Source organism: Veillonella sp. 3891, from assembly GCF_003992315.1.
Taxonomy (GTDB): Bacteria; Bacillota; Negativicutes; order Veillonellales; family Veillonellaceae; genus F0422.
The window spans coordinates 143,431-164,848 of sequence record NZ_RQVE01000001.1 but is presented as its reverse complement, the minus strand read 5'-3'; the positions used below and the strand labels follow the sequence as shown (position 1 = coordinate 164,848).

General features: G+C 40.4%; 20 protein-coding genes and 3 tRNA genes. 1 reads left to right on the top strand and 22 read right to left on the bottom strand.

What is annotated here, in order from left to right; translation table 11 throughout:
- Positions 1-71: 71 nt before the first annotated feature.
- A complete protein-coding gene (locus tag EO118_RS00830) occupies positions 72-560 on the bottom strand; it encodes a DnaA ATPase domain-containing protein (RefSeq protein ID WP_127068153.1) in 489 nt (162 codons plus the stop codon).
- A 9-nt stretch (positions 561-569) separates the two neighbouring features.
- Positions 570-1,292: a class I SAM-dependent methyltransferase gene (locus EO118_RS00825; protein ID WP_127068151.1), complete on the bottom strand. Its 723-nt coding sequence runs from the start codon at positions 1,290-1,292 to the stop codon at positions 570-572.
- Between the two features lie 329 nt (positions 1,293-1,621).
- Here EO118_RS00825 and EO118_RS00820 point away from each other — a divergent pair, with 329 nt between their 5' ends.
- On the top strand, positions 1,622-2,329 hold the full coding sequence (locus EO118_RS00820; RefSeq protein ID WP_127068149.1) for a nicotinamide mononucleotide transporter: 708 nt from the start codon (positions 1,622-1,624) through the stop codon (positions 2,327-2,329).
- 672 nt (positions 2,330-3,001) lie between these two features.
- Here EO118_RS00820 and EO118_RS00815 read toward each other — a convergent pair.
- The 20 genes from EO118_RS00815 to thiH form a co-directional block, all read right to left on the bottom strand.
- On the bottom strand, positions 3,002-4,195 hold the full coding sequence (locus EO118_RS00815; protein ID WP_127068147.1) for a type I restriction enzyme HsdR N-terminal domain-containing protein: 1,194 nt from the start codon (positions 4,193-4,195) through the stop codon (positions 3,002-3,004).
- A gap of 56 nt (positions 4,196-4,251) precedes the next feature.
- On the bottom strand, positions 4,252-5,394 hold the full coding sequence (locus tag EO118_RS00810; protein ID WP_240626892.1) for a type I restriction enzyme HsdR N-terminal domain-containing protein: 1,143 nt from the start codon (positions 5,392-5,394) through the stop codon (positions 4,252-4,254).
- A gap of 549 nt (positions 5,395-5,943) precedes the next feature.
- Positions 5,944-6,020, bottom strand: a tRNA-Arg gene (locus EO118_RS00805).
- A 103-nt stretch (positions 6,021-6,123) separates the two neighbouring features.
- Positions 6,124-6,197: transfer RNA gene (locus EO118_RS00800), tRNA-Gly, on the bottom strand.
- Positions 6,198-6,208: 11 nt separating this feature from the next.
- A tRNA-Pro gene (locus tag EO118_RS00795) sits at positions 6,209-6,285 on the bottom strand.
- A gap of 313 nt (positions 6,286-6,598) precedes the next feature.
- Positions 6,599-8,689, bottom strand: a complete 2,091-nt coding sequence (locus EO118_RS00790; RefSeq protein WP_127068144.1) for a DUF4261 domain-containing protein — start codon at positions 8,687-8,689, stop codon at positions 6,599-6,601.
- A 35-nt stretch (positions 8,690-8,724) separates the two neighbouring features.
- On the bottom strand, positions 8,725-8,988 hold the full coding sequence (locus EO118_RS00785; RefSeq protein ID WP_127068143.1) for a DUF4911 domain-containing protein: 264 nt from the start codon (positions 8,986-8,988) through the stop codon (positions 8,725-8,727).
- Positions 8,989-9,015: 27 nt separating this feature from the next.
- Positions 9,016-10,248, bottom strand: a complete 1,233-nt coding sequence (locus EO118_RS00780) for a U32 family peptidase (protein ID WP_127068142.1) — start codon at positions 10,246-10,248, stop codon at positions 9,016-9,018.
- Between the two features lie 3 nt (positions 10,249-10,251).
- Complete coding sequence (locus tag EO118_RS00775) at positions 10,252-10,848, bottom strand: O-methyltransferase (protein WP_127068141.1); 597 nt, start codon at positions 10,846-10,848, stop codon at positions 10,252-10,254.
- On the bottom strand, positions 10,838-11,845 hold the full coding sequence (mltG, locus tag EO118_RS00770) for an endolytic transglycosylase MltG (RefSeq protein ID WP_127068140.1): 1,008 nt from the start codon (positions 11,843-11,845) through the stop codon (positions 10,838-10,840). Before mltG ends, EO118_RS00775 begins: the two co-directional genes overlap by 11 nt.
- A 233-nt stretch (positions 11,846-12,078) precedes the next feature.
- Positions 12,079-12,351, bottom strand: a complete 273-nt coding sequence (locus tag EO118_RS00765; RefSeq protein ID WP_127068139.1) for a DUF1292 domain-containing protein — start codon at positions 12,349-12,351, stop codon at positions 12,079-12,081.
- Between the two features lie 10 nt (positions 12,352-12,361).
- Entirely contained in the window at positions 12,362-12,772 is a 411-nt protein-coding gene (ruvX, locus tag EO118_RS00760; protein WP_127068138.1) for a Holliday junction resolvase RuvX, read from the bottom strand.
- Positions 12,772-13,032: an IreB family regulatory phosphoprotein gene (locus tag EO118_RS00755; RefSeq protein WP_126939627.1), complete on the bottom strand. Its 261-nt coding sequence runs from the start codon at positions 13,030-13,032 to the stop codon at positions 12,772-12,774. The genes ruvX and EO118_RS00755 overlap by 1 nt, the downstream gene beginning before the upstream one ends.
- A gap of 52 nt (positions 13,033-13,084) precedes the next feature.
- Entirely contained in the window at positions 13,085-15,694 is a 2,610-nt protein-coding gene (alaS, locus tag EO118_RS00750) for an alanine--tRNA ligase (protein ID WP_127068137.1), read from the bottom strand.
- A 127-nt stretch (positions 15,695-15,821) separates the two neighbouring features.
- Positions 15,822-16,625: a metal ABC transporter permease gene (locus tag EO118_RS00745; RefSeq protein ID WP_127068135.1), complete on the bottom strand. Its 804-nt coding sequence runs from the start codon at positions 16,623-16,625 to the stop codon at positions 15,822-15,824.
- Between the two features lies 1 nt (position 16,626).
- The gene (locus tag EO118_RS00740; protein ID WP_127068133.1) at positions 16,627-17,337 is read right to left on the bottom strand and encodes a metal ABC transporter ATP-binding protein; all 711 of its coding nucleotides are present in this window, start codon (positions 17,335-17,337) and stop codon (positions 16,627-16,629) included.
- Between the two features lie 75 nt (positions 17,338-17,412).
- The gene (locus tag EO118_RS00735; protein ID WP_127068131.1) at positions 17,413-18,267 is read right to left on the bottom strand and encodes an NlpC/P60 family protein; all 855 of its coding nucleotides are present in this window, start codon (positions 18,265-18,267) and stop codon (positions 17,413-17,415) included.
- Between the two features lie 22 nt (positions 18,268-18,289).
- Positions 18,290-19,228, bottom strand: a complete 939-nt coding sequence (locus EO118_RS00730; protein WP_127068129.1) for a glycosyltransferase family 2 protein — start codon at positions 19,226-19,228, stop codon at positions 18,290-18,292.
- 182 nt (positions 19,229-19,410) lie between these two features.
- Complete coding sequence (locus tag EO118_RS00725; RefSeq protein WP_164723831.1) at positions 19,411-20,232, bottom strand: thiamine phosphate synthase; 822 nt, start codon at positions 20,230-20,232, stop codon at positions 19,411-19,413.
- A complete protein-coding gene (gene thiH, locus EO118_RS00720; protein ID WP_127068125.1) occupies positions 20,219-21,415 on the bottom strand; it encodes a 2-iminoacetate synthase ThiH in 1,197 nt (398 codons plus the stop codon). Before thiH ends, EO118_RS00725 begins: the two co-directional genes overlap by 14 nt.
- Positions 21,416-21,418: the final 3 nt, after the last annotated feature.

Genomic DNA, 21,418 nt, shown 5'->3' with positions numbered 1-21,418 from the left:
ATTTCTACACCTTGAAATCCGCCTTTTTTCATAGGTTATACGACTTTTTTATACCTTATAATAACTGATTTCTATTCTATGAAAGCTACCACACTATCAGTTAATTCATTTTGCAATTCATTAGTGCGGTCTTCAGAGTCAAATGTATCATCAAAACTAACTGCCATACGGCGCCCTTTTGCCTTCATTCCAAGTACAAGACGCATAAACATTTTCTTGGCCCCTTCCTCATCGCTATACACAATGTCCTGTACATCATCCACTAATAACAAATGTAATTTGCAGTATTCTTCCATATAATCTGCTACTTCACCATAGGTAACGCTGTCGTTATATTCTTTCATGAACTGTGCACCCGTCACATAACGTACACGGATAGCTGCATTCTGTTTCACCGCCTCTTGTTCCATGGCTTTCAATAGATGTGTTTTACCCACACCAGATTGACCAAATAGAAATAGCACTGGTTCAAAACATTTTGTGAAATCTGTCATCGCTAAAGCAGATGCCATGCCAAATTTATTCTGTTCTGTTACATTAAAAGTTTCAAATGTTTGCATACTAACTCCTTATTTCCTTGCCACAATGGAAAAAAGTGGCACTGGATTATATAATTCATCTTCTTCATCATAAATACGGCTGCTGACCGTCATATCTAAATACACTCTGGAAAAGCCTGCTTTACGAATCATGTGCACATCCCAATGGGGTCGATCCATACGACTGATGGATAGTTCTTCCGTAATGGCAATACATTCTTGCAGAGCCTCATTCGATACTGTCTCATGAATATGATGCTGTGCCACCACGGGCACTTTGAGTTCTACTCCATAATCACCATCAATATTAATGAGCACCCCTTTCGGCGCAAGCACACGGTACCATTCCTTATAGGCTGATTCCACATCTGGCAGGGTCCAGGTTAAATTTCTCGCTAAAATCACATCGAAAGACTCATCCGGAAAATCTAATTCCATCGCATCCATACAGTGAAAGTCTACCGTACCTGTTAAGGAATCCTGTAATTCCATAGCTTGCTCCTTCGCCACTGCAATCATCTCTTCCGTTAGATCCACACCTGTCACAGAATATCCTTGTTGTGCCAACAAAAAAGCAAAAAAGCCTGTGCCCGTACCTAAGTCTAAAATACGTTGATGATGATCTTTAATATGTGGCGTAATCTCTCGAAGCCAACGTGGCGCCAAATCAGATGTTAATTCTTTTTTACGAAGTGCTCCAAACTCAGCACTGCGCCCTTTCCAGTAGGCAATAATCCTATCTCGTATCGTCATAGATCCTCCTTGTATCACATCGTATTATACCATGAGGAACGGGGCTTTGTATGTAGCTGAGGTCACGAACAGGTAGCGAAACAAGAGACAACTATTTTTGTAACTGATTCTATGAAACTTTCACTAACATCACTAACTTACAAGTGGTTACCATCTTTATTTGAGATATTCCTACTAAGTATGTTATGATTAAACATATGGTAGAAATCATATTTATCATGTACGTAAATAATCATTTGTTACTAAAAAATCTAATTTGCTACTATGCCTAATCTATCTAGGCAGAACGTATTTATAAAAGTTTATATTCTCATAGAAAGGATACCTTTATGAAACGGTATTTAAAACAATTTGCTATTTCCAAGTGGTTTGATGTACTCGGTGTCGCACTTGTAGTGGGGATTGCAATTTCTGCTGGTTACCTGAACTCACGTCTTGAAAAATTTGTAGATTGGGGACCTTGGACCTCTCTCGTCCCCTTTGGTCTTATTTCTGTTATCAACGTTGGCATTTCTATGTTGTCTACACGATTTACAGGACAGCTCAACAAATGGGGAAATTATCTCGGTATTGTGAACACGATTCTATCCGGTGCCATCGATTTTATTTTAGGAAATAAAGCAGCTATTATTACCTATCCTGTTACTTTCATTATCTATACCTTTGCTATCAAAAAATGGAACGCATCCCACGAAGGTATTCCTAATACAATGAATTCTTCACAAAAACGATTAGTTGCTAGCATTATCACCATCATTGCTTTCACTATTTCCAGCGTTGCCAATTACATAGGCTTTGGTGGTCATATGAACTTTTTATCCATCTTAACCACCGTTGTATTTGCCTTCTCACTCATTGCGAACCTTTTTAACGCTATAAAATTAGACACACAATGGCCATTCTGGATGATCTATAATATCGTGCAGCTATTGAAAGCTTTCACCCAAGGCAATTTCGCCAACGTTGGCAAATACATATTCTACATAGTCAATGCCATGGGTGCCTTACTATTTTGGAAAGATAAAGAGAAAGTTTGACATTCTTATATCGTCATTTCTGCACATTTTATAGTAGCATGTATCCCTCATCCCTCTAATCCCCTCCACAGGCTACATAGCAAAACAAGTAGTATTTTTTCTAAAAATATGCTACAATGTAGACATAAACAAGAAGAGCCATCAACGTGTCTGTGGCGTTAGGCTCATCTCAAGTGTACAAAAGATGAATGCCTAACGTGCTGAGGTGGTTGAGACCTCTTCTACGTTAGGCATTTTCATTACTTATATAAAGCAATGATGTTAACTACCAATGTCAAAATAGAAATGATTAGACTAATCTTTTCATACTTCGTCATAGTATCACCTCCTCCCATATTAGGAAGAGATGAGCCCAACTCACGTCGGTGGCTCTCCTACGCTCTTATTATACCATAAAATTTTGCAAATCGTTTATATTTTAATGTAATACTAGCAAGGAACGTAGTTATGTGTAGAAACCTCGTGGCTACTTTACTAACTAAATAACACAAACACAAGAATCCCATGGTGTACTCCTGAACAAACATTATGTAATACCGTTTGAGAAGAAGTATGCCATGGGCTTTTCTTTATCATATTCAGTTAAAGCCGCCACAAGATTTCATAGCGGAGTAAGTAACGCCTCAGGGCGAAATAATAAACAGCATAAAATGTCCATAGACTATCTCTATTTTACTTTTTATACTCCGCTCTAAATCCATCTCGAAGTACGGCATATCGTAATAAGTTTCCGATAAAGGATTGCACTTTAGAATCTTTCCATTCTAGCAAACGGGAATTATCGATACTTCCAAGATATATTTCATCTCCCCAAACAAGTTCAGGCGCACGCTCCTTAATATACGCAACGACATCAGCTCTTTTAGCTGCGCCTCTTTTACCTAATGTTAAAGAACCGTTATGTACAATATCTACTATATTAGTAATTGGATTATATCGACAGAACCGATCTAAAGTTAACTGAAGAGAATGATGCCTTGATTCTTTATTGGTGATAGAGATATTTAATTGGGTCGTACCCGTACGATTCCCCCAATGTGGATCATTCTCCGTATGTATGGTAGCACATATACTAATACCTAGAACTTGGTCGTTATCTAGATAATCTTTTGCAATAAACATGCGAGATAAAGCTTGATAGTTACCACCACCGCTATTACCAAAGTATGGCATACTAACAAAACAATCCTCTGTTACATCTATTTGTGTTAATACCTCTTCTTTTTTAATATCCTTATAAAGAATCAGATTTAATACATTCAAAGCGAACCCTTTAATATATTGAGGCGTATGCTCACTAATATCGCCATTTTCAATGAATACATCTTGCAATTCCTCTGACATAAGTTCTTCGTAACTATATTCTTCAAATACCTCTTCCTCAGCTATCGACACATTGCCCTCTAAAAATTCTTCAAAGGAAGGGATATCCTCAACTTCCAAGTATTCATCCTCATCATACAGATATACAATAGCCTCAACTCCATTAACTAGCATAATATACTCTGCATTCAGTATCTCTCTATATCCTGCCGCCTGTTCAAATACCTCATCACCACGCACATTAATATGAGGTGCCTTGCATTCTATCACCATAAGTACATCGGTGCACTCATCATCACCATAGACAATAATGTCCGCTCTTCCTCGTGCACCTCTTCGAGTGTGTGCCATAGATTCTTCTACAAATATCTGATGAGCAGGTATTTCTAAAGTCTCTTGTAAGAATCGAATTGTTTTTTGTCGAACATACTCTTCCGGTGTTGCATATAGCAAAAAAGATCGTATCGGATCATATAGATACTCTCCATCCCGTCCATACGTTTTAAGTTCTATGCTATCAAACATATCTTCAATATACATCATGACTGGCCCCCTCTAAATACTATCTTCATTACCTCTATTGGTTTACTCATCCTACTTTATTTTTTCACTTTCTTTTTCTTACTTCTTTTCTTGGCACGTATTTCATCACGAAGTATGGCATAACGGAATAAATTTCTTACAAAGCTCCGTATGCTAGGTTGATTCCATTCTAATAACCGAGAGTTATCTATACAGCCAAGATACACTTCCTCATTACAGATAAGGTCTGGAGCATACTCTTTGATATACTCGATAACCTTAAATTTACTAATCGAACCACCTCGCCCTGTTGATAAAGTACCATTATGTGTTATTACAATCCTACCCGCACCTGTATCATAGTGACAGAATTTGTCCATATCTAATTGTAATGAATGATGCCGTCGTTCCCGATTCGTAATAGATACGTTTAGTTGTGTATTCCATCCGCCAAAAAGACTGAGTCCCAAAATCTGATCTTTCTTTTTTCTATCTTTAGCAATAAACAAGCGCGTCTTAATCTGATAATTATAGCCAGCACTATTTCCAAATCGAGTCCGCCCCGTTCCCCGATCCTCCAAAACACCTAATGACTCTAAAATAGATTCATCGCTGATAGGCTTCAGTAAAAGTAAATTCAAAAAATTAATAGCAAAAGATTTTATCGACTTTGGCGTTTCAGATCCCACATATTCTCCAGTAAACTGGTCTTCTAATTCTTTCGACATAACTTCTTCATAGGTATATGCCTTAAGTGAAAGTTCTTCAACAAAAGAAACGTTTGACTCTAAAAGGGCTTCATAGGATGAAATATCTATAAGTTCAAATCTTTCCCTATCTTGGTATTTATAAGCAATGAGTTCACAACCATTAACAAGCATAATATAGTCTGCTTTAAGAATTTCTCTATACCTTTCAGCCTGTTCACGCACTTCATCACAGGATATATCGACTTCAGGAGCTTTACATTCAATCACCATTAATGGTTGATTTTTTCCATCATCACGGTATACAACAATATCCGCTCTTCCTCTTGCCCGTTTTTTAACGTGCGACATAGATTCTTCTATACGAAGTCTATCCCAAGGCACACCTAATTCTGTTATCAAAAATATAATTGTTTTTTGTCGTACCGTTTCCTCAGGCGTTTTAGGCACAAAATATTTACGCACTGGATCAAAATAAGATGTTGAACTTGGTTTATATGTATCTAGTTTTATGCCTTTAAATAATTTACGTATATCTTTTATAAAAATCGTCCCTCTCTCTTCATTATATTTTTAGTTTTTACATTATAGCATACACAAAAGCAGGTTGTCTTATAAGGGGGACAAATACAAAAGGGGATAGCTCACTCTGAACTATCCGCTTATTTAATTAGTGATCCAGGAGGGATACGTAAGCGACTTAGTGCGCTAGGAGCATAGCGACGACGCACACTTAGTCGATACGATGTTCACCCCGTAGCGTAGCGAAGGGCCCTCCAAATGAAAAAGCACCTTGCCGAAACAAAGTGCTAATGCTGGTGATCCAGGAGGGATAGCGGCAAGCTTAGACCTTTAGGAGCCATAAGCGACGCGAAGGTTTTAGCGATAGCATCCCTGCCACAAAAAAAGGATCCTACATCAAGTAGAATCCTTAGTACTCTGGTGATCCAGGAGGGATACGTAAGCAACTTAGGTCTCTAGGAACGCAGTGACGCGGAGACCTTAGTGCGTCGATCCCTCCAACATAAAAAGGATTCTAGAAAATATAGAACCCTTTGTTAGTGGTGATCCAGGAGGGATTCGAACCCCCGACCCACGGCTTAGAAGGCCGTTGCTCTATCCAACTGAGCTACTGAACCATATGTAATTATGTCATGTTATTTTACTGTAAATAATAAAATAACCCATCACATAGACATCGTCTCTGTATGGGAACGTATTAAATACAACAACATGTATAAGTGGAGCGGGTGAAGGGAATCGAACCCTCGCAACCAGCTTGGAAGGCTGGGGCTCTACCATTGAGCTACACCCGCACATAAGAAAATGGTCGGAGCAGCAGGATTCGAACCTGCGACCCCCTGGTCCCAAGCCAGGTGCGCTACCAAACTGCGCTATGCCCCGATATCTTCCATCCATAGTAACGAACCAACTTAACTGTCCTTGGGAAACACTGTTTCGCTACCGTTTGTTACTTACCGTAACAACAAATATATAATATCATATCCCTCACATCTATGCAAGTATTTTTTTATAATTTATTTAACTTTTTTCTAACCTTACATAGCTCGTAGAAATTGAACAGATAAACCTTCTCCTAACAATGCACTTCATGCTGTTATACGAGCGGAAATATACTCCTGATGATACAACAAAAAGGGGCTGTTACCATGTTACATGCCCCTTTCATTATGTATTCCTTACTTTCACCAAGTGTTTATTTTTCTTCAGTGTCGTCAAATAAAATTTGTATACTTTGCAATCCATCTGCATGAACTGGCTCATTAATATGAACCGTCATTTGTTCTTCTTCAGTTCTACCAACGGAATCACCATCTTGCACCTTTGTATCTGATGTTAAGACATAATCTGCCACAGTTAGCGCATAATTCCAAGCTTTTTCCGGTTCCCATGGACAATGTAAAAGCTCAATATTGAGTTGCTTGAACAGTTCCATACCACTAGTGGACAAGGAAATGGTACCATCGTCTTCAAAATCCATATCTACCCAAACCATATTTGCCATAGGTAGCATATCATCTCGTAACTGTTCCGTTTCCTCATGATACTTGACCCCTTCGTACAGGACACCATTAGTATATACCGCATTAGCCCCTGTTTGTTCCGTTACTACTGAAAGTAATTTTGCAAGTAAAATTCCTTCCTCCAATGGGTTTCCAGGACCTTCTACAATGCTAATTGCTACATGACTGGTGTGATGAAGTACCGTATCCAATGCATCTTCCCAGAGATAATTACGGGTCGCACCTTGCATAACAGCTTCCATAGGCATGGCAAAGGAAAATGGTGCCACCACTACTTTATAATCATCAATCACTAGGAAGTGCGCCTCTTCCATATCCTCTTCTTCCACATTATCTACATCTTTTGTGGCAATGGCTGCACGGACCTTCATTCCTTCAGGGCTCGTAATAGACTCAATATCCCATTTGCTGAGCAAGTCCTTTTTAAAACGATTCACATCGAACTCTGCATTATCCAACAGCACCATGCCCATAAACCCACGTTTACCAACCATAGGTCCTATGCCACCAGTACTTTCTAGAATTCTTTCCGCTAGATTTCGCATCGCATCAAACAACAGTTGATTCTCTGCGCTTTGTACATCCGCCATATCTATATCTAAGCTCATCGTTTTCTGTATGATACTTTCAATTAAAAAATCACCTACACTATTAGATTGCTCTCGCATAAGTATCAGCAAGGCTTCACTGAAAGAAGACCCTAATAGCGTCAATGTATTCGTATCTCCATCAAAATAGATGACTTGACCTACAGCACCCGATTTCGTTGGATTATAATCGATGTACAAACGAGATGCCTGTTCCCCTTCACCAGTAGCTGCAAAAAGGCATAGATCCCTCTGTTTAGAAGCAGCTCGTACTTGTGATGGTTTTACATCGGGCCCCAATATATCTATATTCATGACTTCTCGGCCATGGAGATCAAATTCCAACATTTGGCGCGCCGATAATAAATAAAATTGTTTATCATCATACATAAACATAGGGAATGTAGCTTTTAACGACGTATATTCCTTTTGGTACGTCCCGTTCACTACATTAAGCAAGAAACTCAGCCCCTCTGGAGTATGCGGATACCGCCGCAATAAATTCATCCATTCTTGAGGCGATACCCCTTTCCACTCACTTTGAATCACATTCCATACATCAGGCACTAACCCTCGATACACGCGGGATATATCTGTCATATACCGTTCGTGAATCGTAAGACCAGAGTCCACCACATCAATAGAAGACCCTTGTCCCAATGAACTTCTACGAAGATACTTCTCAATAGTGCTAATCGCAAGGTCCTTATCTGCCACATAATAGGTAAAGGTAGCCACCCCTTCCTGGATATGCAATGTCGTAGCACTAACGACACTATTTTCCTCCAAAGCTCTCGAGATTTTTGCATCCAATCGTTTAAACTGTTTAGCATCTCCTAAAGACGCATCCAATACGACATGGATATGATGTAAATTACCCAATTCAGCAATGACATTTCCTTCTTGATATAACTTAGCACCATACGGTATACCCAGTTCCTCCAAAGAGATGAGTATTTCTTCTACTAATTCATCTCCTTCATCCATGGAAAACCGAAGTACGCAATGGTCAATTTCACCATTCTCTTTATACACAGATTCCCCTTCATGGATGGTACCTACCTCTGTAAGTTTATGCTCCAATAACACTTCCAAGGAGGCACGGCAAGAATCATCAAATTGAGCCGGAATATATAGTTCATACTGGATTTGTTGCTTCTTTTTTTCTGTTGCCATATCTCTTAGTTCTCCACTCTAGTCACCAATCAATACTATAGATCCAATACGTGGGGCTCTCTTTCAAAACTTACTCCATCCAAGAGAGTCACAGAAACGGGTAGGGATTGCAAAATTTGTTTTGCCAATTCACGGGTTGACTCAGTAGTGCGGACCATGCACAACCCATCTGCATTCACCGTTGTCATCACACCTACGTATTCATACCCTTCTAGAATTCGATTTACATAATTCGTATGCTGTCGCTCAATCTGAAAGTACACATACTGCGGATCATAGACAATGTCCTGTTCTTGCATCTTGGTCCTCCCCTTCTACAACAAGAATTATTTTTGCTTAGTCTCACGGCGCATCATAGAGTATTCTTCCAATGGTGTGTCAATGTACAAACGCAATTTCATTTGTGCGTGTTTTGCCACATCAATATCATTGCCATCTTCATCGGTGATGCGTGTGATAACGTGTTTTACTAATGGACCATTCGGTTGGCAGAATTCTACCTCTTCGCCTACCTTGAAATTATTACGTTGCTCCATATATGCATAGCCTTCTTCCGCATTGTATCCTTCTACAAGACCAATGAAATCATGAGTTTGCGTATTAGAAGATTTACCATAGTTTTGCGCTTCTTCCCCTGGTTTTTCCATAGCAAAGGCCTCTGTATATGGACGGTGTGAGATTTTTTCTAATTCTGCATACCATTCATCACGTACATACCAATCGTCACCTTCTTCTAAGAATGTATCGATGGCTTCACGATATACTTTAGAGACAGTCGCTGCATAGTGTACGGATTTCATACGTCCTTCGATTTTCAAGCTATCTACGCCTGCTTTATACAACTCAGGGATGTATTTCAACAAGCATAAATCCTTAGAGTTAAAGATGTATGTACCATGTTCATCTTCTTCGATTGGGTAGTATTCGCCAGGGCGGTTTTCTTCCACCAAATTGTATTTCCAACGGCACGCTTGTGTGCAAGCACCACGGTTCGCATCACGGTTGGTCATATAGTTACTCAACAAACAACGGCCAGAGTAAGAAATACACATAGCGCCGTGGACAAAAGCTTCAATTTCGATATCTGCTTTTTCACGCATGGTCTTGATATCTTCAATGCTTACCTCACGAGCCACTACCACACGAGCTGCTCCTTGTTCTTTCCAGAACTCTGTTGTTAAATAGTTTGTTGTATTTGCCTGTGTGCTCACATGCAATTCTAATCCTGGAGCCACACGTTTCGCCAACAAGAAAATACCTAAATCGGCAACGATGATAGCATCCACTTTGATACTTTCCAAGAATTGTAAGTACTCTTCTAAGCCTGTTAAGTCCTCATTGTGAGGAATAATATTACAAGTAACATAGATTTTTTTGCCATGGCTGTGTACAAATTCTACAGCCTCTTTCAATTGGTCATTGTCAAAGTTAGAGCTAGCGGCGCGCAATCCAAAAGCACGGCCTGCACAATATACGGCATCTGCTCCATAGCGGATGGCCATTTTTAATTTATCCATATTACCAGCTGGGGCTAGTAATTCCATATGTCGTTTTGTCATAGTTTATCCTTTCCATACACTGACACTCATGCCATCACCCATAGGGTAAATGGTGGTGTTGTAGCGTTCTTTTTGTTCTACATAGTTCAAGTACTCTTGCAAGCGTTTCACAATAGTTTTAAAGCGACGTGGCGGTTCTTTATCTCCCCGCACATAGCCACGGAATAACACATTATCTGCTAAAACTACAGCATTATCAGCTAATTTCGGCTCGATCAATTCTAACTGCTTCAAGTACTGACCTTTGGGACCATCTAAGAATACTAAGTCAAAGGGTCCCTCCACAGTCTCTAATAGTTCCGTAGCATCTCCTTTTAATAAGGTAATTTTCTCCCCGTACTCCGACTGCGAAATGAAATGGGTTGCCATCCCATGGCGCACATCGTCTAATTCCATGGTGATGAGCTGACCTTCTTTATCCATATGTTTTGCCAATAACAATGACGAATAACCAATGGCAGTGCCCACTTCCAAGACACGTTTCGGTTTGTACAAGCCGATTAAGTCTTCAAAGAGTTCTACTTCCGATTCTCGCAAAATTGGCACATCATGCAAGAGCGCATAAATGCGTTGTTCATTTAAAATCTCTTTAATTTTCATAAATTTGATCCACTATTTTTAAATGTTCTTCATAGGTTTTTGTGAAATGATGGTGCCCCTCTTTGTCAGCCACAAAGAATAAATACTCTGTCGGTGGCGCATAGAGAACAGCCTCCATGGATTTGATACCTGGGTTTGCAATTGGCCCCGGTGGCAATCCTTTATGAAGGTATGTATTGTATGGGCTTTCTAGTTTTGTATCCTCAATCGTAATGAGCGGTTTTGGATACCCTAGAATATATTGGATACTAGCGCAAGATTCAAGAGGCATGCCCGTTTTTAAACGTTGGCGGAATACAGCCGCAATGATGGGACGATCTTCATCGAACTTGGCTTCTTTTTCTACCAATGATGCTAATGTGATGAACTCAAAAATAGTCATCCCTTGCGCTTCAATATCTTGTCGCATTTTTGGCGTTAATTGACGATTCATTTCATCCGCCATGATGGCCATTACATCTTCTGCTTTGCTCCCTACAGGAATCTCATAAGTGCTAGGGAACAGGAAGCCTTCTACACGATACGTAACAGGCTTTGTACCCACCATGTACTCATAGGGCGTATATGTCTTGCCGTATTCCATGAAAGCATATTGCGTATCGATACCTTGTTCTTCAATGCGTTTTCCAATTTCACCAATGGTAAACCCCTCAGGAATTGTAAGCTTCACTGTTTGTAATCGCCCTTGTTGGAGCAATCCAACAATCTCACTCAAGCTAGAGTGATGAGGAATTTGGTAATACCCATGTTGTAATTTATCCATGGTCCCCGTCAAGCGCAAGGCTGCACGGAACACCGTAGGTGACGTGATGAGACCTCTTTCATAGAGCACATCGCCAATCTCCGCACCCGTTTGGTTCTCACTAATGACAACCGTTTCTACATCCTCCTTAGATCCGCCAGTCCAAGGAATATAATACACACCTGCTAGCACGCCAAGTACGATGACCAACAGAACCGCTACACATCCGTAGATGTATTTTACATATTGTTTCACAGCAATCTCCTTTTCAATGAATACTATATTATACCATTTTAGGAGTATATATAGCAATTTTTCTATATAGCATAGATCAATCTAGGGACTACACTCACCTATACTATATGGCACCACTGCGAAAGTTCTATTAACCTCAGGTCTCCACTGCTCCTTTACACAAACCTTACCATACAGAAAAAGGACTGTAACCACACTGCCTATCGACAATCTGTTACAGTCCTTACTAGCGATTAGTCCATTTCTTCGTATAATTTAATGACTGCATCGAATTCTTCATCAGTTGGAGCCACGTAAACTTGTTCTCCGTCTTCTTCATCAATGCGCGCAATAATCACTTCTGGTTCATCATGTTCAGTGTCTTCTTCTGGAGGAAGAGATACTAAAATAGCAAATGCTTTTCCATCATGTTGAATGAGCATTTCTTCTTCATAGTACATTTCTTCTCCATTTTCGTCTTCAATGACAATCACAGATACTTCACCTTCGTAACCTTGTTCGATCATGGTAACCTCCTTATGAACGACTATCTAAATAGCCTTGTAAAATGACAACTGCTGCCATCTTATCAATGACTTCTTTCCGTTTTTTACGACTTACATCAGCAGCAATTAAAGATTTTTCTGCCATCACTGTAGATAGACGTTCATCCCAAAATACAACTGGCGTAGAGATGACTTCTTTCATCTTTTCCACAAAGGCTTCCGTTTTCTCAGCCCGGTCCCCTTTTGTGCCATTCATATTTTTCGGCATTCCTACCACAATGGTGTCTACCTCGTATTCACGGATTAACTCCGCAATGCGCTGAAAGTCTTTTTCATGAGACGTGCGGCGAATGGTTTCGATGCCCTGCGCTGTAATATACAGCGCATCACTGCATGCGACACCAATCGTCCGACTTCCCACATCGAGTGCCATAATTCGCATTATAATTGTTTCGCTTTCACATATTCTTTTACAAGTTCTTCAATGAGTTCATCTCTTTCGATGCTACGAATGTCTTTCCGAGCATTGTTATAACTTGTAATATACGTTGGATCTCCCGAAATGAGATATCCTGTGATTTGACTAATCGGGTTATACCCTTTTTCCACTAGTGCTTGAAACACATGTTGGAATACTTCTTCTGGCGTTAACGGCGTAGTTTGTACCGGTTTAATCACCATTGTTTTATCTGAAAGATTCATACAATCCCTCCTTATTATGAGTTTTCTACTGAAAGTCTCATCTATCGTAAGCTTATCCAACCATGGATTGGATAGCTTCTTTACCTGCTGCTAAGGCTTGGTCCATCGCTGCTGGATCTTTGCCACCAGCTTGTGCCATATCTGGACGGCCACCACCGTTACCACCAGCCGCTTGAGCCGCTGCTTTTACGATGTTACCACAATGGATACCTTTACCTACTACGTCTTTCGTAGCCATGCAGACGAAGTTCACTTTATCGCCACCAGCTGCTCCCAAAAGAACAACGCCAGATCCGATTTTATCACGAACCATATCTGCCATATCGCGCAATTCACCCATGTCGGATACTGGAACAGATGCGACCACAGCTGTTACATCACCTACTGTAAATTGACCTGCTAAGACACCATCAAGATTACCGCTGTTCAATTCTTTTTTCACTTGTTCTAGCTCACGTTCCACAGCTTTTGCATGGTCAAGTACTTGTTGTACTTTGCCTACCACTTCTTGTGGTTTTGCTTTTACAAGAGATGCTACAGATTTTAATGTATGTTCCTCTTGTTGTGCTAAAGCTAGAGCTGCTTTGCCTGTTACCGCTTCGATACGGCGTACGCCAGAACCGATACCACCTTCAGAAGTGATGCGGAATTGACCGATAAATCCTGTATTTTCTAGGTGAGAACCGCCACACAATTCAATGGAGAATTCTGGCACAGATACGACACGTACTTCAGAACCATATTTTTCTCCGAACAATGCCATAGCACCTTTTGCTTTCGCTGCGTCGATGGACATAGTTTCTACTTCCAATGTGGAGGCACGAAGAATTTGTTCATTCACCATATTTGTAATCGTTTGTAATTCTTCTGCAGTCACAGGAGAGAAATGTGTAAAGTCAAAACGCAAGTAGTCTGGCGTTACCAAAGAGCCGGCTTGGTTGACATGCGTACCCAATACGGAGCGTAATGCAGCATGCAATAAGTGCGTTGCTGTATGGTTACGAGCCATATGTTGACGACGTTCTACATCCACTGCAAAAGTGACTTCGTCATTCACAGAGATGCTACCTTCTACCACTGTACCTACATGGTAGGTAGTGCCTTCTGGTAATTTTTTCGCTGTATGTACTTCTACTTTACCCAATGGACCAACAATGAATCCAGTGTCACCTAATTGTCCGCCTCCCTCTGCATGGAATGGAGTTGTTTTTACGATGATCGTTACATCCTGTCCATCTTCCGCACGGTCGATAGCTTTCGCCCCTTCACCGATTAACAATACAGTGGATGCTGTGGCACTTTCATCGTCAGAAATATGTTCGTTGGATAAATGCGTAATGTCTGGAGTTGCTACTTTTGCATCTACGTCTTCACGAGCTTCACGAGCACGAGTACGTTGTTCATTCATGGCAGCTTCGAAACCAGCTTGGTCGATAGTGAAACCAGCTTCATGCGCAATTTCTTCTGTCAATTCCCAAGGGAATCCGTAGGTGTCATATAACTTGAATACATCTTGACCAGGCACTGTGTTAGCATCGTCAGCTTTCAATGTATCCAACAATTGGCTTAACATATCAAGACCAGATGCCAATGTTTGGTTAAAGCGTTCTTCTTCGTTCGCCACCACACGTTTTACGAACTCTTGTTTTTCCACAATATTTGTGATAGCTCCGCCCAAGATATCTACTACGATATCTACTAATGGTACTAAGAATGGTCCTTGAATCCCTAATAGGCGACCATGGCGCACAGCACGGCGTAAAATACGACGAAGTACATATCCGCGGCCTTCATTAGATGGTAATACACCATCTGCAATCAATGCTACAATAGCACGAATATGGTCGGCAATAACTTTCAAAGAAATATCTGTATTCGCATCTGTATGATACGTAACACCTGCTTTTTTCGCTGTAGCTTCGATGATTGGGAAAATCAAATCTGTTTCAAAGTTGCTTTCTTTGTTTTGCAATACAGATGCCAAACGTTCTAAACCAGCGCCAGTATCGATATTTTTCTTAGCCAATGGTTCGTATGTACCTTCTGCAGTGCGATTGAATTGCGTGAACACAAGGTTCCAAATTTCAAGGAAACGATCGCAATCACAACCTGGTGCACAGTTTGGATCATCACAACCACGTTCTGGTCCTAAGTCGAAGAAAATTTCGCTATCGGGACCGCATGGACCTTCACCGATTTCCCAAAAGTTATCTTCTAAACGGCTGATGTGGCTGTCTGGCAACCCGATTTCATTATGCCAAGTGTCGTATGCTTCTTGGTCATCTGGATATACAGTAACGTATAATTTTTCTTTATCCAATTTGATGACTTCTGTCAAAAATTCCCATGCCCAATGGATGGCTTCTTTTTTGAAATAATCACCAAAAGAGAAGTTACCCAACATTTCAAAGAATGTATGGTGACGTGCTGTACGTCCTACGTTTTCAATATCCCCTGTACGAATTGACTTTTGGCTTGTCGTAATTCGTGTACAAGGTGGCACTAATTTACCTGTAAAAAATGGTTTCAAAGGCGCCATACCAGCACCGATTAATAACAAAGATGGGTCGTTATCTGGAACAAGAGAATAACTCTCTTGTTTTAAATGTCCTTTACTTTCAAAAAAATTCAAATACGCTTGGCGTAATTCATTTCCTGTCATGGTTTCCCTCCTAAAATTGTCTATTGACTTTATTATACCACAGATTTTGATGAAAGTATGCATTTAGGTACAGTCATTGACCTATATATGATGACGATACTTTCAATACTGATGGTATATTGTATTACTATCTACATTTCACCAAATTTACAAAAAATGTAATCACATAAAGTCCAATAGCTGTGAGCACAATTGTCCCCCCTGGTGCAAAGTCTAGCCAAAAGGCGCTACATAGTCCACCAACAACGGATAGAACTGAATATACAGTAGCGATGCCCCAAGTTTCTTTAAAGCCTCGTTTCCATAAATGAGCAGAGGCAACAGGAACTATCATAAGGGCACTGATTAACAAAATCCCTACTACGGTCATCCCCATCACAACTACAAGGGCTGTTAAGATGGCGAAGATCATGTTCACACGATTCACATTAATCCCTACGGTACGAGCGATTTCCTCGTCAAAGGATGTGAGCATCAAGGAGTGATACACGAATTTCATGATGATCCCCACTACTATTGCCACAACACCAATGCCATAGATATCGGTCATGGTAACCGTCAAAATACTGCCGAATAAGAAGTTCAATAGACCCGTACTAGGCATTTTTACCATTGTAGAAAAAACGATAGCTAAGGATAATCCTCCATAAAAGAATAATGCCATAATCATATCTGCATATTGTTTTTGATAGCGACGCACTAGTTCTATGCCCATCGCAGATAGTACGGTCAATACCACCGCACCTAATGGAGGGTAAACTTTCAGTAATGATGCTCCCGTCACACCTGCAAAGGCAATATGCCCTAATCCATCGCCAAGCATGGATTGTCGTTTGATAACGATGAACATACCGATTAAGGGACACATGAGCGCCACGATAAGGCCTGCTAAAAAGGCACGTTGCATAAATGTATAGGATAAAATGTCCATCTTAACCTCCTATATGCCATGCCAAACGAGATCCTTGATGACTTTCCATAAAGCCTTTGCAAGGTCCATAGTAACAAGCATGTCCATCCACACATAAAATTGTATCCGCTACTTCCATAGCTTCCGTCACATCATGAGTGACCATGATGACCGTAATATTTTCTTGCTTTAGAGAGCGCAACACTTCATAAATTTTCTTACTGGTTTCATAATCGATACCACTTGTAGGCTCATCCAGTAAGATATAGTTCGGTTTGCGCGCTAAGGCTTGAGCTAACATTACACGTTGTTGTTGACCACCGCTGAGCTCACCGATGCGGCGTTTCAAGAAATCTTGCATGCCTACTAATTCCAGGGCTTCCAAGATACGATCTTTACGATCTTGTTTCGGCACATGAAATAAGGCTAGTCCCACTACCTCTTCTACAGTTGCTGGAAATTGAGCTGCATTTTTGTTATAAATTTGTGGCACTAGGTGAATGAGTCCTTTCATTTGCGCCTCTTTCGGACTAATACCGTCTAAACAAAGATGTCCTGCTGTCGGTTCTAATAGTCCTGCTACCATACGTAGCCATGTAGTTTTCCCAGACCCATTTGGTCCCACCACTAGCACAAACTCGCCTTTGGGAATGGTAATTGTCATATTATGGATCACCGTCTGCGATCCATAGGAAAATTGTACATCTTGTATATGAATGCCTGCGTGCGTCATAGTTAACTCCTTTATGTTTCAACTTATCGCATATATGGCAAAAGCTGTAATGACATCATCATTACAGCTTGTGTGTTATAGTACGCGTTTTGCCCCTACATAGCGTGGTCCCCAGTAGCTATCATCAATATCTGCTACGGCTACTCCACTACTAGATGTGGCACTGATGAATTGTCCATCTCCGATGTAAATACCAGAATGGGAAATCCCTGGTTCATAGGTTTCAAAGAACACTAAATCACCGGGTTGTAAATTGCTTTTCTCCACTTTTTTACCCACTGTATACTGTTCATCAGCTTGACGTGGTAAATCGTAACCAATTTTTTGGAATACATAGCGAATGTATCCTGAGCAATCAAAGCCTGCTGGTGTTGTGCCACCAAATTTATAAGGCACTCCTGTAAACGTATTGGCATAGGTCAAAATCTCTTTCACATTGCCAGATACAGGTTGATGTCCAACCTCGAATCCTTTGTATGTTTTGCCTTTCTTTTTGAAAGTCAGCCCTTGGGGAGCAGAGGCTTTGCCTTTTTTATGCTTCACCTCAGATGTAATAGCTGTAGATTCTGAGTGTCTACCTGAGTCGATATGAGATAATAAAACTGCATCTTTTTCTGAAATTTCTTTCTTCTTAGACACTGTATTAGTCTTAGCTGGCAATGGTTTACCCATCAATTTTTTATAGGTCACTGCCCCTAATATCCCGTCTACCGTTAATCCATTATCTTTTTGGAATAATCTAACAGCCCACTTTGTGTTTGCATCATATTCGCTAGTTTCTCTAGCTTTATAACCAGCAGCGATGAGTTTCTTTTGAATACCAAGAATTTCATTGCCTGCATCACCATATTGATAAGCTCCTTGTACACTAGTACCTAAAAAGCCTACTAATAGAGCGACTGCCAGGTATTGTTTCTTTTTACTCGTCATAGGACTCCTCTCTTATATACGATTATTTGTCTTCTATGTGACAGTTTATGGTGTCTTTCACCCAATATAACGGTCGTTGTTTGACTTCTTCAAAAATTCGCCCCACATATTCTCCAATGATGCCAATGCCTACCAGTTGTACGCCTCCTAAGAAGAAGATAGCCACCCCTAAGGTAGACCAGCCACTGATTACATTGTCAGAAAAGAAGTGTACGAACAATATATGTCCAATCATAATCAGGCTGAGCAGTCCGCATAGCAAACCGATATATAAGGCTAAACGCAAAGGCACTCGAGAAAATGCTGTAATCCCATCTAAGGCAAAGCGCATCATTTTCTTTACGCTAAATTTGGAAGTACCTGCAAAACGTGGGGGTGCTACGAAGTGAAATTCATGTTGCACGAACCCTAAGTCGCCCACGATACCCCGTAAAAATCTGCCATGTTCTCGGAAGGATTTCAAAGTTTCTAGAGACTTACGATTCATCAATCGGAAATCGGAACCACCTTCCACAATAGGAACATTAGCTAATTTGTTAAGCACTTTGTAATAGTATTTCGATGTGAAAGCTTTTGCCCAACTAGCATCTTCTGTGGAATCGCGAATGGTGCGTACTACATCTGCACCTGCTTCCCAATGTTTGACTAGTTCTGGAATCAACTCTGGTGGATGTTGCATATCTCCATCCATCGTAATGACCGCATCACCTTGGGCGTAATCTAATCCACAGGTCAAGGCTAGTTGATGACCGAAGTTTCGCGCCAACAACAAGACCTTTACTTTTGGATCTTGATTACCAATATATCGTAGCATGCCTGCACTATCATCACTGGACCCATCATCGACGAAAATAATTTCATGGTCATAGTCAAGAGTTTGCAATACCTCTTTGACTGTAGTATAAAATTTTTGAATATTATCTTCCTCATTATACACGGGAACAACAATTGACAGTAACATAGCTCCTCCTTATGATCTTTACCTATCTATTTTACAGGATTGAGGACGCTTTTGCAAACTTCGCTGTCTATGGCGTTCTTTCCCCGCTTTCGTGCCTAGAACGTAGGGAGCGAACGCCATACACTTCTCCACAAATTTACGTTCCACTGAGATTTGCTCCGAAGTGTATGGCGTTCTTAAACTTATATATTGCTATGCACTTGCTTCATGAAATCAGACATAATAGCTACGCCAGTGAATGCATGATTCAAGCATTCAATATAGTTACTCCTATGTATACCTCCTAATGCAATGCCCTTAGCAAAGGGATATATAGTTTGAACAGCCTCAAGCAACTCCTCACCCCGCTTAACACCAATACCAGGATGTCCTTCCTTGCATGGTGTAGGAAAAATGGGGCTAATTAAGACGCACTCCAAATTCGGGATTCCTAGGGATTCTAACAACTTGATGTCATCTTCGTTGTGGACGGTACTCCATACTGTAACACTATTCCAATAGTTTTGAAAAACATCCCACAATTCTTTTTGTTCGGATTGCCAATGGCGTATTAGATTGGTAGGCATATGGATTCGTGGTTGTCTATTTAAGATAATCTCTAATTGCACTCGATTAGTAATGACTTTTCCATGGTATACTACGGTACTGCCTATAACATCGCAGAGTTGGAGATACTCTTCAAATGGTAGGTCTGTGTCACGACATAATGTGTACAGATTGTGGTGATTTCTCATCCATCTGTCCATTTCAACACTATCTACTCCTCGCTTAAACAATCTATTGCTATCTAGATTTGCTGCTACTGTAGATTCATATGCTTTATGCATATCACATGGCAAACTGTTTTTTCCAATATTATAAATAAAATGTTTACCATACTTTTGTAATCTTTCTACTCCCTTAGACAATGCTGCACCATATGTGGCTAGACTCACGTCATCTTTCAACAACTGTCGATTTGTAATCAATACTAAGGTATCTATGGATTGGTTATTTTTCTTCATAGAGCACATCGATATAATCACTCATCACCACTTGCATCCCTATGGCTTTTACGTCTTCCATCGCTTCCGCTACGGTTCTACTATCGGCAATTTCAAACTGTGCATCCCCTTCCTCCTGTTTCTTTTCTTCTGAGGAATGTTCACCAATGCCTGTACTGACACCTGCTGAAAGTTTCGTCGCTGCTAATGGTAAGACTCCGTTACGGAATCGTGCTGTTTCACGAGTAGAAATAGTAATATTGGCATAAGGTAAGAAAAGTCTATACGCCAAGATAACTTGTAATAATTGTGCTTCTCCTACGTCCCCTGCATTGATGGTCTCATCATTAACAATAGGGCGCAAACGTGGGCATGAAATACTAATTTCTCCATGGGGATAGGCACGTTGTAACAAATGTGCATGCAAGGCTGTGGCAAAGGCATCTTTTCGGAAGTCATCCAATCCCAATAAGGCAGCTAAGCCTACTCCCCGCATACCTCCACGTAAAGCCCGTTCCTGCGTTTCTAATCGGTATGGAAAGATACTCTTATTGCCTAACAAATGCAATGTTTTGTAGTTTTCCCAATTATACGTTTCTTGGAATACCGTCACATAATCGCAACCACATTCTCGTAAATACGCATAGTCATCTACATTGGCAGGGTAAATTTCTACGCCTACTACTTTGAAATATTTTTTTGCTAATTCACAGGCACGACCAATGTACGAAATCGGACTGTGACGTTCACTTTCCCCTGTAAGAATCAGGATATCTTGTAATCCTGTTTTGGCAATGTTTTTTAACTCTTCCTCAATGCCATCTTCATCTAATTTGGCACGATGAATCTGATTTTTACAGTTGAAGCCACAATACACGCAAAGATTATCACAATAATTTGAAATATATAATGGTGTAAACAAATATACAGAATTGCCAAAGTATCTTGTTCTTACGGCTTTCGCCTTCTCCGCCAAGTCCTCTAAAAAAGGCTCTGCTGCAGGAGATAACAAAATTTTCAGCCCTGCTAAGTCAATAGTATCTTCTTGCAACACACGGCGCACGTCATCTGCTGTATAGTGGTCGTACGTATATTGTTCACGTTCTTCTAACACTGTTTCTAAAATGGGACTTTCAATTTGATCCATATGAGGGCGATATTTCCAACATGGATCATCTATATGAAATCTAGTAGTACTAGACATAGG